19 protein-coding genes are annotated in these 18,852 nt (G+C 65.0%); 13 read left to right on the forward strand and 6 right to left on the reverse strand.

Features of this window, described 5'->3' with window-relative positions:
- Positions 1–17: 17 nt before the first annotated feature.
- Positions 18–347, reverse strand: coding sequence for a YdcA family protein (locus tag AB7A72_RS20625; protein ID WP_369461017.1), 330 nt, complete (start codon positions 345–347; stop codon positions 18–20).
- A gap of 135 nt (positions 348–482) precedes the next feature.
- Positions 483–1,517 (reverse strand): helix-turn-helix domain-containing protein, encoded by a 1,035-nt coding sequence (locus AB7A72_RS20630; protein WP_369461018.1) that lies wholly within the window; start codon positions 1,515–1,517, stop codon positions 483–485.
- Positions 1,518–2,228: 711 nt separating this feature from the next.
- Here AB7A72_RS20630 and AB7A72_RS20635 point away from each other — a divergent pair.
- From AB7A72_RS20635 to AB7A72_RS20695, 13 genes are all read left to right on the forward strand, one after another.
- Positions 2,229–2,546 (forward strand): pilus assembly protein, encoded by a 318-nt coding sequence (locus AB7A72_RS20635; RefSeq protein ID WP_369461019.1) that lies wholly within the window; start codon positions 2,229–2,231, stop codon positions 2,544–2,546.
- 332 nt (positions 2,547–2,878) lie between these two features.
- Positions 2,879–4,678 carry a hypothetical protein gene (locus tag AB7A72_RS20640; RefSeq protein ID WP_369461020.1) on the forward strand — a complete coding sequence of 600 codons (1,800 nt, stop codon included), beginning with the start codon at positions 2,879–2,881 and terminating at the stop codon, positions 4,676–4,678.
- The gene (locus AB7A72_RS20645; RefSeq protein WP_313332147.1) at positions 4,675–5,751 is read left to right on the forward strand and encodes a hypothetical protein; all 1,077 of its coding nucleotides are present in this window, start codon (positions 4,675–4,677) and stop codon (positions 5,749–5,751) included. Before AB7A72_RS20640 ends, AB7A72_RS20645 begins: the two co-directional genes overlap by 4 nt.
- 32 nt (positions 5,752–5,783) lie before the next feature.
- The gene (locus AB7A72_RS20650) at positions 5,784–6,530 is read left to right on the forward strand and encodes a hypothetical protein (RefSeq protein WP_369461021.1); all 747 of its coding nucleotides are present in this window, start codon (positions 5,784–5,786) and stop codon (positions 6,528–6,530) included.
- A gap of 11 nt (positions 6,531–6,541) precedes the next feature.
- On the forward strand, positions 6,542–6,751 hold the full coding sequence (locus AB7A72_RS20655; RefSeq protein WP_369461022.1) for a hypothetical protein: 210 nt from the start codon (positions 6,542–6,544) through the stop codon (positions 6,749–6,751).
- Positions 6,745–7,761, forward strand: a complete 1,017-nt coding sequence (gene cpaB, locus AB7A72_RS20660) for a Flp pilus assembly protein CpaB (protein WP_312530899.1) — start codon at positions 6,745–6,747, stop codon at positions 7,759–7,761. The genes AB7A72_RS20655 and cpaB overlap by 7 nt, the downstream gene beginning before the upstream one ends.
- An 87-nt stretch (positions 7,762–7,848) precedes the next feature.
- The gene (locus AB7A72_RS20665; RefSeq protein WP_369461023.1) at positions 7,849–9,519 is read left to right on the forward strand and encodes a type II and III secretion system protein family protein; all 1,671 of its coding nucleotides are present in this window, start codon (positions 7,849–7,851) and stop codon (positions 9,517–9,519) included.
- Between the two features lie 30 nt (positions 9,520–9,549).
- On the forward strand, positions 9,550–11,217 hold the full coding sequence (locus AB7A72_RS20670) for an ATPase, T2SS/T4P/T4SS family (protein ID WP_369461024.1): 1,668 nt from the start codon (positions 9,550–9,552) through the stop codon (positions 11,215–11,217).
- The gene (locus tag AB7A72_RS20675) at positions 11,214–12,071 is read left to right on the forward strand and encodes a type II secretion system F family protein (protein WP_239809097.1); all 858 of its coding nucleotides are present in this window, start codon (positions 11,214–11,216) and stop codon (positions 12,069–12,071) included. Before AB7A72_RS20670 ends, AB7A72_RS20675 begins: the two co-directional genes overlap by 4 nt.
- A 3-nt stretch (positions 12,072–12,074) precedes the next feature.
- Positions 12,075–12,962, forward strand: coding sequence for a type II secretion system F family protein (locus AB7A72_RS20680; protein WP_239809096.1), 888 nt, complete (start codon positions 12,075–12,077; stop codon positions 12,960–12,962).
- Positions 12,963–12,973: 11 nt separating this feature from the next.
- Positions 12,974–13,282: a DUF192 domain-containing protein gene (locus AB7A72_RS20685; protein ID WP_239809095.1), complete on the forward strand. Its 309-nt coding sequence runs from the start codon at positions 12,974–12,976 to the stop codon at positions 13,280–13,282.
- Between the two features lie 11 nt (positions 13,283–13,293).
- Positions 13,294–14,469: a TadE/TadG family type IV pilus assembly protein gene (locus AB7A72_RS20690; RefSeq protein ID WP_369461025.1), complete on the forward strand. Its 1,176-nt coding sequence runs from the start codon at positions 13,294–13,296 to the stop codon at positions 14,467–14,469.
- The gene (locus tag AB7A72_RS20695; protein WP_369461026.1) at positions 14,456–14,899 is read left to right on the forward strand and encodes a hypothetical protein; all 444 of its coding nucleotides are present in this window, start codon (positions 14,456–14,458) and stop codon (positions 14,897–14,899) included. The genes AB7A72_RS20690 and AB7A72_RS20695 overlap by 14 nt, the downstream gene beginning before the upstream one ends.
- 11 nt (positions 14,900–14,910) lie before the next feature.
- Here AB7A72_RS20695 and AB7A72_RS20700 read toward each other — a convergent pair whose 3' ends face one another.
- The 4 genes from AB7A72_RS20700 to AB7A72_RS20715 are packed head-to-tail and all read right to left on the reverse strand — an operon-like array spanning position 14,911 to position 18,838.
- Positions 14,911–15,348 carry an SEL1-like repeat protein gene (locus AB7A72_RS20700; protein ID WP_369461027.1) on the reverse strand — a complete coding sequence of 146 codons (438 nt, stop codon included), beginning with the start codon at positions 15,346–15,348 and terminating at the stop codon, positions 14,911–14,913.
- A 42-nt stretch (positions 15,349–15,390) separates the two neighbouring features.
- Positions 15,391–16,554, reverse strand: coding sequence for an oxidoreductase (locus AB7A72_RS20705; RefSeq protein ID WP_369461028.1), 1,164 nt, complete (start codon positions 16,552–16,554; stop codon positions 15,391–15,393).
- A gap of 11 nt (positions 16,555–16,565) precedes the next feature.
- Positions 16,566–17,798, reverse strand: a complete 1,233-nt coding sequence (locus tag AB7A72_RS20710) for an ABC transporter substrate-binding protein (RefSeq protein ID WP_407065007.1) — start codon at positions 17,796–17,798, stop codon at positions 16,566–16,568.
- Between the two features lie 14 nt (positions 17,799–17,812).
- Positions 17,813–18,838: a Bug family tripartite tricarboxylate transporter substrate binding protein gene (locus AB7A72_RS20715; protein WP_369461029.1), complete on the reverse strand. Its 1,026-nt coding sequence runs from the start codon at positions 18,836–18,838 to the stop codon at positions 17,813–17,815.
- Positions 18,839–18,852: the final 14 nt, after the last annotated feature.

The raw sequence follows: 18,852 nt of genomic DNA on the forward strand, positions 1-18,852 counted from the left end.
CCGCCGTCTGCGGCCCTTCAGTCGCGCAAATAGCTCTTCTTGCCACTGTCGGACAGGCAATAGCGTCCGCCGCGAGGACCCGTGCAATAGCGGTTGGCGCGGCAGGCGCAGTCCGTGCGGGAGGGTGTGGCATCGGAGACCAGCGGACGCAGGGTTGGCGTGGCTGCGTCGGCGGCCGTGCAGACGCGCTTGGAGCCGCTGATGGAGCCGTCGCGGCAGACAAAGCGCGTTCCCGCACAGTGCGCGATGCCGCCTTTGCTGCCGCTGCAGGGGTAGTTGGCCGCTTCGGTCCCGCTGGCCAGCACGGAGAGGAGCAGAACCAGAAGCGCACGGACGGTCGTCAGCATCGTTGCCATCTGCGTTGGTCTCTTTGGAGTGCGCCATTCATCTGCATCTGCCCCTGGGTAGTGTGTGAATGCTACATCATTTTGTTACATTCCCCGGTCACACGGCTTGGGCGCCACCGGGCATGCCCTTGGGGCTCAACGGTCGCCGGTGTCCGGCTTTTCCGCGCATGGCCGCGGCTGCGGGCTTGCGGTGGTGCCGTTCTCGTCCAGCGGCTGCAGTGCTCCCATCCAGCGAAAGGGGCGGTGATGGGCGCCTTGTTGGCGTGCCAATGCGTCGACAGACTGCAGCCATTGCGCACATTCCCGGCTGGGCGTGTTCGCGCTGCGCTGGGTGCCCAGCCGGCTCAGAAAGCGGCCCAGCTCCCGGTGCCAGGCGGCGTAGTCGCCACAGCCATGCGTGCACCAGTGCGGGCGCATGCCCAGCCAGGCCTTGATGCTGGGGTGCTGGCTCAGCGCGCTGGTGTCGAGGATGCAATGCACATCCAGATGAGGCGGCAGCATGGCTTCGACTTCACGCAGGAAGACCAGAAACTCCTGGTGCCGGAGACGGGGCTTGCACTGCGCTGGCGGGCTTGTGCAGGGGCTGCTGAGTGCCTTGCACAGCGCCGTTGAGAGCGAATGCGGCCAACTGCCATGGTCGGCGAGGGCGTGGGATGGGCTGGCCTTGCGGGGAGCGGCGGGCAGGCTCAACGGGCTCTTGGTGTCCAGGCAGATCACCAGGGCTCTGTCGCTGCCGCTCAGGTACAGCGCAGCGGGGGCCTGCAGCTGCTCCAGCAGCAGCGGATCGCTGAAGAGCGCAAAGTGGGGACGGGACCTGGTTTTACCCAGCAGCTGCAGATAACGGGCCACGCTGCTCTTGGACATGCCCGTGCGCGCTGCCAGCGCGCGCACGCTGTCGGGTGCGGCGTCGCCAGAGGCTGTTGCGGCTGTGGTGATGGCAGCGATGGTTTGCAGCTGCCGGTCATCGATCGTGCGGGGCTTGCCCGGGCGCATGTTGTCATACAGGCCCACGACGCGGTGGCTGGCAAAGCGGCGCCGCCACTTGCCCACCGTCGCCTGCGTCAGTCCCATGCCCTGGGCGATCGTGGTGTTGCTGTCGCCTTCCACGCTGCGCAGGATGATCCGGGCGCGGGCCGCCAGATGGGCGGGCTGGCCTGCCTGGGTGGCCATGGTTTCGAGCTGTTCACGTTCCCGTTCAGTCAGTGTGATGCCTGACTTCGGTCTGCCTTTTTCCATGCTTGTTTCTCCGTGTCCGGGGATCTTCTGCGCTGTACGTTCCGAAGGCGTGGCGTGCGGGTCGGCTCATGGTGTAAGGCGTCTTCGCGCGTCAGCGGCCGCAGCCGACAAGACATTCCACCTGAGCACTCGCGCCGGCCCATGTTCAGACCGCGACAGCGGAGGAGGCAGCAGATCCCTTGCTATGTGTTGGGGCAGCGATTAATGCTGCTTATTTATTGGACAGATGAAATGATTACTCGCTAATTATGGCAAGTTATTCTGGGACGGTATCGAATATCGATTGCATATATATGTTGTGTAATTATGGGACGTATCCTCGGACAAGGGGCTTGGGTCATGATTTGTATGGAATTATTGTGTTGAATGGCGTTGGTTGCAAAGGATTGTTCAATAACCTGTGGATGTCATCAATATGACAGTTGAAAAATTTCATCTAGCAACAAATTAATTTTGACAAATAAGCTCATTCAGTCTATTTAGGCAAGGAAACACTTTGTTAACATTTTAATAAAAATGGCATGTACATCGCGAAAACAGATAGATACCATTGCGCCGTTCAGTAATTGCGCTGCGCGGTCGCATGGCATGGTTTCTGAAATGACTGCATTTTCGTCCGAATGATCCATGAATGAGGAGCTCGCCTTGAATATCACAAATTACACCCCATCCGCTGTCGCAAGACTTTCCATGCCGGTGACCAATCGCAAATCGCGCGGCCAGGGCATGACGGAATACATCATTATCTTGGGCTTGATTGCGATTGCCGCGATTGCCGCCTTCAGCTTTTTCGGCCAGACGGTGCGCAGCCAGGTTGCGGGTATGGCCAAGGAAGTGGGTGGTGAATCGGGCAAGGAAGGCATTACTGCGGCACAGGCAGCATCGGGCAAGGCGCTGACCAATGCCCAGAAGAACATGAATATGTCGACCTATACCGAGGGTGGTAACGACGGCGCCAAATAACAGCCGCTGTCGCAACCCGGTTGCGCTGCTGCGAAGCTGCCGGCGCCTGGCCCCAGCGTAAGCAGGTACTGCCTGCGGTGGGCGGCTGGTATTCAGTGCAAACCCTTGGGTGGGCCGGGTTGGGATAATGGCTTTGGGCTATCAACGGGAGGGAGGGCCTCCGGAATCCAACGAATTACATAATAGTGGCCATCATGCATAAACCATCTTCGTATCGATTCGGGGATCGCGTACAAAAAGGGCAGGTGATTGTCTATTTGTTGGCCATGGTTCCGGTGGTCTGTCTCGGCATATTCCTGGTCTATAACACGGCCATTGTGACGCGAGACAAAATGAAGCTGCAAAACAATGCCGATGCGATGACGTATAGCGCTTCGACGGTATTTGCGCGGCAATTGAATTTTCTGGCCTATACCAATCGGGCCATGGCCGCGAATGAAGCGGGCGTCGCGATGCTGGCGAGCTTTCAAACGTCGGTGGGCATGGTGGTCAGCACGGCGGCCAATATCCAGGTGGCGCGGGTGGAGATCGAAGGGCAGAAGGGCGTGTGGAACCTGGCCCAGGCAGCAGCCGCTGCTGCGCGCTATGACTTCATCAGCGCCATCAATTACTTGGTCAAGTGGGGTGGCAATGTGCAGGCGGCCGCCAAGTACCAGCGCCAGGCCAACAACATCGCCAAGGCCATCGAGCCGTCGGCCCGGCCGTTCCAGATCATGGTGGACGCGCTGCGGGTGCTCAACACCGCCATCTCTCTGGCCCAGGCGGCGACGACCGGCGCCAGCATTCCCGAGGCCATCGTCGTCGCCAAGGATGTGCTCAGCGACAACGACGACAAGGCCTATTTGCCGGTAGCGGCCAATGCACCGCTGATTGCCAGCTCGTCGCTGGAGTTTCTCAACTTCATCAAGCTCTACAGCACCACGTCGGACCGCCGCAACGACGAGGACGATTTTTTTGATGCGATGCGTTTTGCCCATGCGGCCCAGGCGACACGCGATGACTTCAGCAAGGACCGGCGCATTTTCCCGGGCCTGATCGGTCAGGGCATCAGCGGCATGCAAAACGAGGGCTCCAGTTTTGACCTCTCCAGCGGCCCGATTGCCACGGCCATGCAGGAGCTGCTCAAAGGCACGGTGTCGTGGAAGGGCGGCACCGAGCTGGTCGCCACCCGGGGCTCGGACCTGGCCGAGGAGCGGGGCCGCATCCGCTGGCAATCAGCCGATTCGGTGAATATCTTCGGCGCCGGGGTGCTGCTGGGCGAGCGCTTTGTCGGCGATTTCGGGCTGGGCGCAGCCGCTGCCACGGGTGGCTCCGGCTATGCCGACAAGGGCTGGTCCGGCCACCGTCTGGCCTTGCGCTCCTACGACAAGAACTTCAAGCCGCGCAATGCCGATCCCGAGTACCAAAGCGATGAGAAGCGCAACTACGGCAAGCTGACCGCGGACGGCCTGTCCGACAGCGCCATCTATGCGGCGGGGCGCGACCGGGATGGCAACAATTTGCTGGTGCCTTATGCGGTGCTGCAGTTCAACTCGGCCTACAAGTACAAGCCGCGTACCGACATTGGGCTGGCCACCAGGAATTTCTCGCTGCCCCGCTACTGGGATGTGCGCCAGCTGCGCACGCTCAAGGGCCGGGACCAGGACAAGTGGTATGGCGACCTGTCGATGACCAGCATCAACCCCCGCAAGTGGGGCAGCCTGACCGACAAGGGGCCCACGATCTCGGTGATGGTGGCGCGCCGGGGCAGCGATATGCGCACTGGCGAACAAGCCGGCTTTGGCTATGCCAAGGACGACTACAGCATCGGCCTGCGGGACCGCATGCTGGGTGGCGACATGAGCGCGCTGTCTTCGGCCCAGCTGTATTTCAAGCGGCCGCAGGACCGCTGGCAGCGCCGCGACATGACCAAGGACCAGTACAAGTCGCTGCAGATCGCCGGCCGCACGATCAAGGTCGGCTTCACCGGCGGCTATATCGAGCACAAGAACCTGTTCTCCCCTTACTGGCAGGTCCACCATGTCGAGCCCTCCATCTGGGCGCGTGGCGTGGCCGTGGCCGGCTCCGCCCTGGGCGGGTCGGATGGCCTGTTTGGCGGCGGCGAGCCCGACAACCAGGATGCCGCGCAATGATGCTCCGGACTCCTCCGATGAAGGCGCTGCAGCGCCGTGCCCGGCACCGCGCGCAGCAGGGCAGCGCGCTGGTCGAGGTCACGTTGATCAGCGGTTTTGCGGCACTGCTGATGGCGGCCGTACCATTGATTGCCGACTACGGCCAGGCGCGCATGCAGGTCACGGCGGCGGCCAAGCTCAATGCCTGGCAGCGCGCGGTCTGGTTTCCAGCGGCGACGGAAACCGAGGTCATGTCGGCCGACCAGTACAAGGGCGCCAGCGGCGCCATCCGCAAGTCCGATGCCGAGCTGAGCAACGACCTGCGCCGCCATGTGTTCCGTGATCCGAAGCAGGACACCAACACGGGGGTGCATGGCGAGGCGGTGTCCGAGTTCACGTCGGGCCAGGCCCGCATGCCCGACTTCAACGAGTCGCTCAGCGCCAAGACCACCGCTGCGCCACTGCCCTCGGTCGCGGCCTTCATGGATACCATCTTCTCCAAGGTCGGTGAGGTGCAGAACCTGGCCAAGGGCGAGTCGATCGCCAAGTTCCGCTTTGTCACCCAGGGCTATATGCGCACCGAGGTGGCACTGGAGCGGGGTGCCGGTTTTGCCGCTGCGCGCTTCCCAACCGAATTTGGCAAGGTGGAGTCGGCCTTGCACAAGAACGACACGCCGCTGCCGCTCAAGTTGCAGATCAAGGACCATGTGACCATGCTGTCCGAACCCTGGAGCGCCGGCGGCACGAACCGCGAGGAATCCAAGATCCAGGGGCTGGTGCCGATGAAGCTGCTGGACCGCCCGGAGTACCAGGATTTCCGCGCGCCACTGGGGCAGCTGGGCAGCACGCTCAAGTGGCTCTGGCCCACCTTTGACCACAACAAGCTCACGATGGGCCTGACGCCTGGCGATGCGCAGGAGAAGTCGGTGCCGCTCGACCGCTATGAGTGGCTGCAGAAGGTGCCTGCCAATGAGCACTACAACGACAACCCGGGCGAGCACGAGTGCGGACCGCTGGAGAAGCCCGACGGCAAGGACTGCTTCCGCTTCTACCGCGCGTTCCCGCCGCCGCCGGTCGTCAACACCTTGCCATGACGATGATGCTGTTGCACAGGCCCAGGCGTGGCATGCGTGCTGTGCGCCGGCCAGCAGGGCTGTGGTTGCCGCTGGCCTGGCTGCTACTGGCCGCGCTGGCCGCCGCCGTGCCGCTGGCAACCCGCGCCGCACCCGGCAGCGCCATTGCCTGGCCGGTCATCCTGTTTCCAGACAAGCATCTGTCGCCGTACTGGGTGGCCGAGCTGATCGTGCAGAACAAGATACCGATGCAGATCCAGGCCTTTGATATCGACGGCGACACCCGCCAGGCCCAGCGCTTCTACCAGGAATGGCTGGGGGGCAAGTCCGATTTCTCGGAAACCACGCTCGAAGGCATTCCGATCCTCGGCGCGCGCGATGGCCATTTCCGCATCACGGTCGAGTTCCGGCCGCTGCCCAGCGGCAAGCAGCAGGTGCGCATCTCGTCGGCCTGGCTGCATGGCGCGGTGCCGCAACTGGTCAGCGAGCAGCTGCAGCGCCGCAGCTACCTGGCCGTGCCGATGGGCACCGATGAGTTTTCCGACACCTTTTCGTTCGATGCTGACCGGGTCAACCGCACCACCGTCTGGGGCAATACCTTGAGCGTCGAGGCCAATGAGCTCTACATCCGCGAACAGGCACTGGTGGCCGGCTGGACGGTGCTCAGCCGCAAGACCATCCAAGGCGGCACGCGCGCCCAGGTGGTGCTGCGGCGCGGCGGCCAGGAGGCGGTGATCGCTCTGGCCCACAACGGCGTGGGTTGCTCCATCGTCATCAGCAACACCTTGCCCCAGGCCTAGCCGTTTCCCGCATGCCGACACCGAACCTCCCCCTCCCTGTTATCCGCAGCCGCTGGCAGTCGGGGCAGATCATGACCGAGTACGTGATCGTCGCGGGGGTGCTGGCGGCGGTGTTCTTCGCGCCCATGCCGGGGGCCGACAAGTCTTTGTTTCAGCTGCTGATCGATGCCTTTCGCGCAGCCTGGGCTTCCTATTCCTACACGATCTCTTTGCCATGGTGACCCCAAACTCTCCCAAACCGAACCGTTTCTCCCGGCTGGCCAATGGTTCGCGCCGCGCCGCTCCGCTGATCGCCGCCATCACGCTCGGTGTCATCGCAGCCGGCCTGGGCTGGTACTACCTGAAGACCTCCGAGCGCGAGATCCAGGCCAACCTGGAATCGGAAGCCGAACGCCTGCGCACCGATGTGGTGGTGCCGGTCCAGAACATTCCCGCCGGCACCGCGCTGCTGCCCGAGATGGTGGCCAAGCGCAGCGTGCCTTCGGCCTATGTGCATGCCGATGTGCTGACGCCGGACATGATCGACGCCTTTCTGGGCCGCCAGCTGTCGGTGGACATCAGCGCCGGCAAGCCGCTGCTGGCCAACTTTTTTGTGACGCCGCGCAAGCTGTTCTCCGAGGAGCTCGAAGCCGGCGTGCGTGCGGTGACCATTCCGGTCGACGAGGTCAGCACGATATCGGGCATGCTGCGCGCGGGCGACCATATCGACTTCCTGTTCATCGCCGACAAGGATGGCGGCACCCAGGCCGAGGACGCCATCGTCGTGCCGCTGTTGCAGGACGTGGTCGTGCGCGCCACCGGCCAGATCACCTCCGAGCAGTTCTCCGAGCTGCGCAAGCGCCCCGACATCGCCAACACCGTCGATCCCTACCGCCAGCGCAGCTACACCACGGTGACCGTGGGCCTGCCGCCGGTGGACGCGCAGCGCCTGATCCTCGCGCAAAAGCTGGGCAAGATCGTCGCGGCACTGCGCAATGCCGATGACCGCCAGAAGCTCGACACCGGCACCAACGCCCAGCAGCTGGCCAGTTACATCGACAGCTTCCGCCCCCAGCGCCCCCCGGTTCGGACCCTGCCCAGCCGCACACCGGCAATGGTCGAGTACATCGTCGGCGGCAGCGGGGTCAAGACCCAGATGCAGACGCCGCTGGCGGCCTTGCTGGGCGCTGCGGCCGTTCCTGGCGCCAGCGCGCCGGCGCCCCAGGCGCCCGCCGTGGCCGGCTCCTACTGATCCCCGCTGCGTGCTGATCTATTCCCTGGCCTTGCTGTGCCGTTCGCTCCCTAGAGTTGGTAGACCATGAATTCCTTGATGATCCGTATGTCCCGTCCCCGTCCGGCCCTTCAGAACTGGGGTGCGACGGCTTGCACCGCGCTCGCGCTGGCCCTGCCTACGGCGCCGTTGTTGGCCGCACAGGCCTCGGGCGGCACCCCGCAGCCGGCAGCCACCGGCGCGCTGGGGGATTTGCTGCGCGCTGCGCAAAGTGCCTCGCTGCAGGCGGAAGCCGAGCAGCGCGGCCAAGGGGGCGAGGGGGGCGATTTCGCCCGCGATACCGAGGGCCAGATGGCGCCTCTCACATCGCCTGGCTTTCGCACCTTGCCCACGGTCAGCGTCAACACCCAGGCTGCCGCAGATGCAACCAGCATCGGTGGCGTGCAGCCCCTGGTGATCAGGCACCTGCCGGCATCGCTGTCGCTCTATGTGGGGCAGATGACCCTGATCGAGCTGCGCGACGTCGTGCGCGTGGCCGTCGGCAATGGCAAGATCATGGAAGCGCGTGTCGTGGACCAGAAGAGCCTGCTGCTGACGGCGCTGGACGCCGGCGAAAGCACGGTCCATATCTGGCGCAAGGACGGCCAGGTCAGCAGCCTCAAGGCGCGCGTCAATGTGGTCGACCTGGACCGCATCGAAGGCGAAATCTCGATGCTGACTGCCGGCATCAGCGGGGTGAGCGTCTCGCGTGTCGGCGAAAAGATCATCCTCGACGGCGCCAACCTTGACCCCGCTGCGGTATCGCGGCTGCGGGAGATTGCGCGCATGTACGGACCGGCCGTTGTGTCCTTCGCCACCTCGGAGCGCCTGCGTGTGGACCGCATGATCGAGATGGATGTGCGCATTGTGGAGTTCTCGCGCTCGGCGCTGGACGACCTGGGCATGAAGTGGGATACGACCGGTGGCGGTTTCAACTTTGGCCTGTTCTCCGATATCGCCTCCAACGGCGGCTACCGCATCCTGCCGGAGAACTCGCCCTTTCTGAACTTGGACAGCGGCTACGGCCAGGGCTTTCTGGACCAGCGCCGGCGCAAGGCGCGCTACTACTTTGGCCTGAGCACGGCGCTGACCTCGGCGATCAACCTGCAGGTGCAGCGCGGCAATGCGATGCTGCTGGCCTCGCCCAAGCTCACCACCCGCAGCGGCGGCGAGGCGCGCTTCCTCTCGGGCGGTGAAATCCCGTTGCCCGCGATGAGCGCGCTGGGTACCGGCTCGGTCAACTACAAGCCCTATGGCCTGCGCCTGCATGTCAAGCCAATGGCCGATGGCGCAGGCAATATCTCCGGCTCGATCCTGGCCGAGGTCAGCAACATCGACCAGTCGGTCTCGGTCGATGGCATCCCGGGGCTGCTGACGCGCCGCACCGAGAGCGAGTTCAATGTCGATGACGGTGACACCATCATCCTCTCGGGCCTGCTGAGCCGCCAGTCCTCGCGCGCTACCGATGGCCTGCCGGGCCTGCGCCATGTGCCGGTGCTGGGCTGGGCCTTCAAGAACAACAACGACAGCGACACCCAGATCGAGACCGTGGTGTTCATCACCCCGCGTGTGGTCACCGCGCGCGATTCGCGCCCCCGCCTGGAGCGCAGCCAGCAGATGGAGGAGCAGATCTCCAACGGCTTTACCGACCTGACCGAAGACCTCTACCGCAACTCCAGGAAGGCCGAGCCGCCGATGCCCGAGCGGGGTCTGGACCCCGACAGCTATTCGCACAACTGACGGCTGCGGCCGCTGATCCCGGAGAAGACCGTGCATAAGTTACTAGTCCATTCGCCCCGCCAGAAGGCGCAGGAGTTCGAACTCGGCGCCGAGACCTTCACCATCGGCAAATCCGCAGACCGCTCCCTGCACCTGACGGGCTGGAACGTGGCCCGCGACCATGCGGTGGTGATGCTGCATGACGGCGAGGTCTTCATCGAAGACCGGGGCAGCCTGTTTGGCACCTGGGTCAACAACGAGCGCGTGACCCGCTATGGCCCCTGCCGAGGGGGGGAGGAGGTGGTCGTCGGCGGGCACTCCATCATCGTGCTGCTCGATGAGAAGCTCGCGGGACCCCGCGAAGAATCCCAGGCACCGGACCCGGGCGCACCGCCTGCGCTGGAGCACCTGCGTCCCGCGCGCAGCCAGCCGCGCCAGGAAGACCCGCTGCTGCAGTGGCGCCGCCTGCTGCACCGCCAACTGCTCGAGCAGCTGGAAGCGCGCCGCATCGACACCATCAAGATGAAGGACGACGAGCTGCGCTCCAACGTGCGCGCGCTGATTGCCGAGGTCATCCGCGACACGCCGAACCTGCCCGAGACCATTGACCGCACCGAGCTGAGCCAGCAGCTGCTGGACGAGGCGATTGGCCTGGGCCCGCTGGAGGTGCTGCTGCAGGACGACTCGGTGACCGAGGTGATGGTCAACCGCTTTGACGAGATCTGGATCGAGCGGCGCGGCCGCCTCGAGCGCACCGATGTGTCCTTCACCAGCGACCTGGCGGTCAACGGTGCGATCGAGCGCATCGTGACGCCGCTGGGCCGGCGGATCGACGAGAGCTCGCCGATGGTCGATGCGCGCCTCAAAGACGGCTCGCGCGTGAACGCCATCATTCCGCCGCTGGCGATTCGCGGCCCCAGCATCACCATCCGCAAGTTTCCGAAGAAGCGCATGGGTGCCGAGGGCATGGTGCAGTACCAGTCGATCTCGCAGGCCATGGTCGACTTTCTGCAGCTGGCGGTGGAGAACAAGCTCAACATCGTGGTCTCGGGCGGCACCGGCACCGGCAAGACTACGTTGCTGAACATGATGTCCAATTTCATCCCCAACGACGAACGCATCTTGACGGTGGAGGATGCGGCCGAGCTCTCGCTGAACCAGCCCAACCTGGTGTCGCTGGAGGCACGCCCGGCCAACGTCGAAGGCAAGGGCGCCGTGTCGATCCGGGACCTGGTCAAGAACTCGCTGCGGATGCGCCCGGACCGCATCGTCGTCGGCGAGTGCCGCAGCGGCGAGGCGCTGGACATGCTGCAGGCGATGAATACCGGCCACGACGGCTCGCTCACAACCTTGCATGCGAACTCGCCGCGCGATGCCGCAGCCCGCATGGAAGTGCTGGTGACGATGGCGGGCATGAACATTCCCGTCACCGCCATCCGCGAGCAGATCGCATCGGCGATCCACCTGATGGTGCAGCTCACCCGCTTTCCCTGCGGCAGCCGCAAGGTGACCCAGATCACCGAGGTGCTCCACTGCACCGATGGCGTGATCCAGATGCAGGACATCTTTGTGTTCCGCAAGACCGGGCTGGATGCCGAGTTCCGCACCCAGGGCCGGTTCGAGGCCACCGGGGTGATCCCGGACTTTGTCTCCAGGCTGGTGGAACACGGGGTGCCGGTGAACATGGAGGAGTTGTTCTTCCAGGGAGAGCCGGTATGAAGAATTGGCAGTTCCTCGGCTTTCTGCTGGCAGCCGCCGGCTTTGTGGTGCTCTCGGGCTGGCTGGTCTACAGCCGCCTGGGCGAGTGGCGCAACCGGTCCAACATCTACCTGCGCGGCCGCGGCCTCCGGATCCTGGGCATCTCGGAGTTCCATGCGCAAAAGGCGCTGACCCTGGCCACCGGCCATGTGGCCATGGTGGCGGTGGCCGGCATCCTTGCCTACCTGGTGGCACGCAACGGGTTGCTGGTGGTGGTGGTCTGCGGCGCCGTGTACTTTCTGCCGGCGCGCTACTTTGCCTGGCAGCGCAAGAAGCGGCGCGAACGCATCGAGGCCGAGCTGCCCGATGCCTTGCTCTTCATTGCCAGCGCATTGCGCGCCGGCAGTGCGCTGTCGGTGGCGCTGCAGATTCTGGTGCGTGACCAGAAAGGCCCGCTGGGCGATGAGTTCGCGATTGTGCTCAAGGAGCAGCGCATTGGCCTGTCATTTGACGACGCGGTGCAGAACATGGCGCGGCGCATCCAGATTCCGGATTTCATGTTGGTGGTGGTGGCCTTGCGGGTGGCCAAGGAAGTGGGGGGCAACCTGTCCGAGCCGCTGCAGCTGCTGGCCGAGACCCTGCGCAAGAAAGCCATGCTGGAAGGGCGCATCAAGGCGCTGACGGCACAAGGCCGCATCCAGGGCCTGGTGATGACCATGTTCCCCGTGGTGCTGGGCGGCATTCTGTACCTGATGCAGCCGACCATGCACCTGCTGTTTGTCACCCCTATCGGCTGGGGGGTACTGGCCGTGATGATCGTGATGCTCACCCTGGGCTATATGTCCATCAAGAAAATTGTCGCCATCGACATCTGAGCCATGAAAAACGCCATTCTGCTCGCCGCCATCTTTCTGTCCGCTGTGATGGCGGCCATCATCCTGCTGTACTTCGTGGCCATCGTGCGCAAGGCCCGGCCGTCGGTGCGCGAGCACATGGACCCGCTGCCCTGGGGCATCCGGCTCATCTGGCCGGCGGTCAACGTGCTGCAGTTCCATGTCTCGGAGATCGCGCCCACCTCCAGCCTGCTGCGCTGGAAGCGCAAGCTGCAACTGGCCGGTTTGGAGTATGTGCTCAAGGCCGAGGAGATCATCGCCGTGCGCGTGATCGCGATGACGGCGGTGGCGCTGGCCTTCACCGGCGCGGCGATGGCACTGAAGATCGATGGGCAGTGGGTGCGCCTGGCCTGCCTGGCAGGCCTGCTGTTGGGCTGGATGCTGCCGGCCATCTGGGTCAACGACCGCAAGAAGCGCCGCGACAAGGAAGTGCTGCGCACCTTGCCCGGCTACCTCGATCTGATCACCTTGTGCTGCCAGGCCGGTCTGGGCTTGACAGCGGCGATCTCGCAGGCGGTGCAGAAGGGACCCAGCGGCGCCATGCACGAAGAGCTCGAGCGCCTGCTGCGCGAAATGCGCACGGGCATGAGCCGTACCGAGGCCTTCAACGCGATGGCCGAGCGCATGGACAACAAGCATGTGCGCGGCCTGGTCTCCAACCTGACGCAGGCCGAATCGCTGGGTGCCAGCGTGACCGACACCCTGGTCGCCATCTCCGAGCAGCGCCGTACCGAGCGCTTCCAGCACGCCGAGAAACTGGCGATGGAAGCGCCCGTGAAGATGCTCGGTCCGCTGGTGATCTTTATCTTTCCGGTCACCTTCATGGTGATCTTTTTTCCACTCGCGGTGCAGATGTACCAGACCTTGAAATGAAGGTGCCCGGCATGCCAGCACTCAAAGCACAGGTGGCCGAGCGCTTTTCCGAACGCGCCTTTGGCCTGATCTTTCGTCCGCCGCCCGGCAGTGGCGAGGCGCTGGTGTTCGAGCGCTGCGCGGCCGTGCATACCTGCTTCATGCGCTACGCGATCGATGTGGTGTTTGTCGATGCGCAGCAGCAGGTGCTGCGCATCAGCGCCGGCCTGGCGCCCTGGCGCATGGCCTGGTGCCGGGGCGCGCAAGGTGTGCTGGAGCTGCGCAGCGGCGAGGCTGCGCGCCTGGGGCTGGCACCGGGCCAGCGGCTGCAACTGTGTTGAAAGGGGTTGACATGCGCATGACGCTCAAGCCTGCAAGCCGCGCCCGGCAGCGCGGCGTGTCGATGACGGAGACCTTGATCGCGCTGCCGGTGGTGCTGGTGTTCACGCTGTCGCTGGTCCAGTTTGCGCTGATCTACCGCGCCAGGCTGACCTTGCAGTACGCCGCCAACGAGGCTGCGCGTGTGGGCTCGCTCAACAATGCGCTGCCGCTGCCCTATGACCTGCGCATTCCGCTGGCCAAGAAGGGCATGCTGGCCGACGTGAGCCTGGGCAACGTCAAGTCCGCACTGACCAAGGGCAGCGTCTGGCAAGGCTTTGTGCGCGGCATGATGCCGCTGTATGTGTCGGACGCCAGTGTCTCGGGCCTGCTCAAGGGCTGGGTCAACACCAACACCGATTTGATCCAGGGCAGCTGCATCGAGTATGTCAACCCGACGCAGAACACTTTTCTGGACTGGGCGATGGTGGAGAACTATGGCGAATCGCGGGGCATCGTTCGCATCCCCAACGACAGCCTGCGCTACCGTAAGCCGCTGCCCTATGAGCGCGATGCGCGTACCGGCGCGACCGACACCTACAACGGCGACACCCCGAATCTGGAAGATGCGCGGCTGCGCGGTGCGGTCTCCAACAAGACCTTGGGCGAGACCAATATCCTGCACCTGCGGGTGCACTACGGCTACAAGCTCAGCGTGCCGATTGCCGGGCCCATCATCATCAAGGCCATGCAGGGCTACCGCTATGTCTCCAAGCACATCGGCTCGGTGCTGACCACGGGCGACGATGTGCCCGGTGCCGAAGGCACCGACCTCTCGGCCATCGATGCGTTCTTTCTGTCAAACGACCGCTTTCCGCTGACGCAGGAGGCCTCGGTCGGCATGCAGTCGTCCCTGTACTGGCATCCCTTCTATTCCTTCGGGCCGGCGCGCGATACCTCGGACCTCAATGCCAGCTTCAAATGGGAAGTGGCCGACGGCAACAGCGGCCTGGGTGACTATGCGACCCTGGTGCCCGACCTGGTCGGCAATATCCGCAACGGGGCGCAGTGGGTGACTGCGCATGTGGGCAATGCAGCGCTTGATGGCCTCCAGGACGTGGTCGGCCTGCGCAACGCCTTCTGCCCTGCAATCTGGACCAATCCGATGGGGGTGGAGAATGTTCCCAATCCATTTGATGCGGCACGCTGACGGGGCATTGACGGCAGCGGCCGTGCTGCTGCTGTCTGCCGCGCTGGGCGCTTCGCCAGCCGGTGCGCAGACGGTGTGCAAGGATGACGGCGTGGAATACCTCCTTGGCGGTGCCGCCGCCGCCGGACCCGGTTGCAAGGCCGCAGTTGCAACGCCCGCGCGCCGCACGCTGCGCACGGTCGCATCCGCACCTGCCCCAATCCACACCCGGTCGCCAAGCCCGCGCCCGCCTGAGCGCGCAGATTTTGGCCAGGACGAGCGCCGCTTGATCCTGGAGATCGAGCTGAAAAAGGCCCAGCAGGTGCTGCAGGGCTTCTCCCAGGCCCTGGGAGGATCGGCCGCCAGCGCGGCACCGGCCGACCAGACCCGCGCGCTGGCCGATGTGCGCGCGTTGACCGCCGAACTGGCGCGCCTGCCACCGGCCCGCTGATCGCTTCGCGTCTATTCGGGGTTCTCCAGCGACTGCACCAGCTCGGCCGCATGCGCATAGCCCGAGGCCCTGGCCCGTTTTGCCCAGTACAGCGCGCTGGCGCTGTCCTGTTCATACATGCCGATCTGGGCCAGGTTGTACTGCGCCGGCGCATGGCCCAGGTCGGCCGCCAGGATCAGCCAGTCGCGCGCCTGGGCATCATCGTTCTCTACCGAGCGCAGATGCCGGTAGACGTTGAAGGCCGCACGTTTGTCGCCCCCCTGGGCCAGGCGCTTTTGGCGCAGCAGCTCAGTCTCTGACATGCGGGCGATGCCCGCGCTGTTGGCGCCAGGCTCGTAGCGGATGCCGGTCGGCGGTGCCGGCAACGGCGAATAGGGGATTTGCTTGCAGCCGGCGCTGGCCAGCAGTGCAAGCATTGCCAGGGGAAGGACGATGGAGGACAGGCGCATCGCCGCATTGTGGCATTGCCCGGCCCGGTGCCGTCAACGCCTTCAGCGCACAAAGGTGGACGGCTGCAGATCCGGTGTGGTGGCCTTGCGCCGCTCCAGCCAGAAAGCTTCGTTCCTGGTCAGCATCTGGAAGTCCTGCGCATCCTGCAGCTTTTGCGCCGCATCCATCGGCCAGTTGGGGTTGTAGATCAGCTCGCGCGCCAGTGCCACCAGGTCCGCGTCGCCGCTGCGCAAAATGGCCTCGGCCTGTTGCGCATGCACGATCAGGCCCACAGCCATCGTGCAGGCACCGGTGGCGGCCTTGATGGCCGAGGCCAGTTCCACCTGGTAGCCATAGGTGGCCAGCGCGCCGCCGCGCAATGGCGAGCCGGCAATGCCGCCCGACGAGCAGTCGATCGCATCCACCCCCAGCGGCAGCAGGCGCTGGACCAGCGCGATGCTGTCTTCCAAGGTCCAGCCGCCCGGCGCCCCGTCGGTGCAGGACAGCCGCACCAGCAGCGGCAGGCCCGCTGGCCACACGGCGCGCACCGCTTCGACCACGCTGAGCAGCAGCCGGCAGCGGTTGTCAAAGCTGCCACCCCAGGCATCGCCGCGCTGGTTGGCCAGCGGTGACAAAAAGCTGTGCAGCAGATAGCCATGGCCGGCATGCAGCTCCAGCACCTGGTAGCCCGCGCGCGCGGCGCGGCCGGCGGCCGCGGCAAAGGCCTCCACCACCTGCTGGATGTGCTGCAGCGACATGGGCAGCGGCGTCTCCAGTCCCTTGCCCGCCGGGATCGCACTGGGGCCCATCGGCGTCCAGGCATCCCAGTCGGCGATATCGGGCTGGCAGGGCAGGGGGCCACGGCCCTGGGCCGGTGTCAGCTGCCGGGCCTTGCGGCCGGCATGCATCAGCTGGATGCCGGGCGTGGTGCCGCAGTCGCGCATCAGCTGCACGATGCGCTGCAAGGGCGCGACCATGTCGTCCTGCCACAGGCCGATATCGCCCAAGGTGCCGCAGCCACGCCGCTCCACGCCAGTGCCTTCCTGGAGCACCAGACCGCTGCCGCCTGCGGCCAGGCGGCCCAGGTGCATCAGATGCCAATCCTGCACCCGGCCATGGCGGCCCTGGTACTGCCACATCGGGGCGGCCGCGATGCGGTTCTTGAGCACGACATCGCGCAGCTGCAGCGGGATGAAAAGCTGGTTCTGGGTTTCGCGGTGGGCCATGGTGCGGCGGCCTACTTCTTGACCAGCGGGCAGGCCGATTCGGACAGCGGCAGGAAGGCCTTGTCGGCCGGCACCGTGCTGATGACCTTGTAGTAGTCCCACGGGGCCTTGGACTCCTGCGGTGACTTGACCTGGAACAGGTACATGTCGTGCACCATCATGCCGTCTTCGCGCAGGCGCCCGTTCCTGGTGAACACATCGTTGATCGGCATCTCGCGCATCTTGGCCATCACCGCCTTGGCATCGGTGCTGCCCGCGGCCTCCACCGCCTTCAGGTAGTGCTTGACGGAGGAGTAGGCGCCCATCTGGCTCATATTGGGCATCGCATTGACCTTGGCGAAGTACTTCTTCGAGAATGCGCGCGTCTCGTCATTCATGTCCCAGTAAAAGGCCTCCGACAGCAGCATGCCCTGCGCGGTGCGCAGGCCTACCGAATGCACATCGTTGATATACATCAGCAGTGACGCGAGCTTTTGCCTGCTCTCGGGGGTGATGCCGAATTCGCGCGCAGCCTTGATCGAGTTGACCAGGTCATTGCCAAAGTTGGCCAGGCCGATCACATCGGCCTTGCTGGCCTGGGCCTGCACCACGGCGGACGAGAAATCCGAGCCATTGAGCGGGTGCCGTGTCTCGCCGATCACCTTGCCGCCGACCGTGCTGATCGCCTGGGTGGTGGCCTTGACGATGTCATAGCCGCCGGAGTAGTCGGCGGTCAGAAAATACCACTGCTTGCCGAACTTCTCGGCTGCAGCCTTGCCCACGGCATTGGCCAGCGAATAGGAGTTGTAGGCCCAGTGGGCCACGGTCGGGCCGCACATGTCGCCAGTGATGCGGTCGCTGGCCGGGCCGCTCATCACCAGCACCTTGCCTTTTTCCTTGGCGATGTTCAGCACCGCCAGCGCGGCGGCCGAGCCGCCCACGTCCTGGATCGCGTCCACGCCGTTGTCGTACCATTCGCGCGCCTTGGCCGCTGCCGAGTCGGCCTTGCTCTGGTGGTCAAAGGTCAGCAGCTCGACCTTGCGGCCCAGCACCTGTCCTCCAGCCTCGTCCAGCGCCATCTGGGCAGCCGTGATGCTGCCCTTGCCGGTGATGGCCGAGTAGACGCCCGACTGGTCGACGATCAGGCCGATGCGCACCGGCGGGCCCGATTGCGCCATGGCGCCCAGCGGCAGGCACAGCAGTGCTGCGGCCAGGCCCAGCGGTGGGAAGGGGGCGCGCAGCGCGCGGATGTGAGAGATAGCCATGTCTTGTCTCCTGTTCAGCTTTTTGTCAGTACCTGGGATTCGCGGATCATCTGTTGCCAGCGCAGGCGCTCGGCCTGCAGGAATTTCTCGTAGGCGTCCGGGCCCTGGGCGGTGACGGAGACCCCTTGTTTTTCGAGCAGGTTCTTCAGCTCGGGCGCCTGCAGCTGGGCCACGGTGACCTTGCCCAGGCGGTCCACCACCTCGGCGCCGGTCTTGCGTGGCACAAAAAAGCCGTTCCAGATCGGCGCGGCAAAACCGGGGTAGCCCAGCTCGGCCACCGTGGCGATCTCGGGCCAGGAGGCCATGCGCTGCGCGCTCAACGTGGCCAGCACGCGCAGCTTGCCCGACTGCACCTGCGGCCGGGTGAAGAGCGCCGTCATCATGCCCATGTCCACCCGCTGCTGCAGCAGGTCCGGCAGCGCGGGAGCCTCGCCCTTGTAGGGCGCATGGATCATCTGCGCGCCGCTGAGTTTGCCCAGGTATTCCATCGCCACATGCAGCGGGCCCAGCGGCCCGGTGGACATGTAGCGCAGCTTGTCCGGTGTCTTCTTCGCATCGGCGAGCAGCTCGCCCAAGGTCTGGTAGGGGCTGTCCTGGGCCACCACCAGCACATAGTCCACATTGCAGATCGAGGCGACGGCGGCAAAGTCGCGCTGGGGCCGGTAGCCCAGGTCGGGCATCGTGTGCTCGAGCACGATATTGGTGCCCACGCCGCCCATCAGCACGTTGTAGCCATCGGGCTCGGCATGGGCCACCTGGTTGGCGCCGATGGCCCCTGCCGCGCCGACCTTGTTGTCGACGACCACCGGCTGGCCCAGGCCCGGCTCCAGCGCCTTGGCCAGCAAGCGGCCCAGCACATCGGTGGCGCCCCCTGCCGCAAACGGCACCACCAGCCGCACCGGGCGCGACGGGTAGGGGCTCTGCGCCCAGGCCGGGTGGCTGGCCAGCAGGCTGGCTGCGCCCCAGGCGGCGTTGCGCAGCAACCACCGTCGTCTGTCCTGGTTGGCAGGTGATTGGGCTGGGGGAAGTTGGTCGTTCATGGCATTGTCTCCGT

Origin of the sequence: Comamonas sediminis, assembly GCF_041107495.1 — a bacterium.
Lineage (GTDB): Bacteria > Pseudomonadota > Gammaproteobacteria > Burkholderiales > Burkholderiaceae_C > Comamonas > Comamonas sediminis.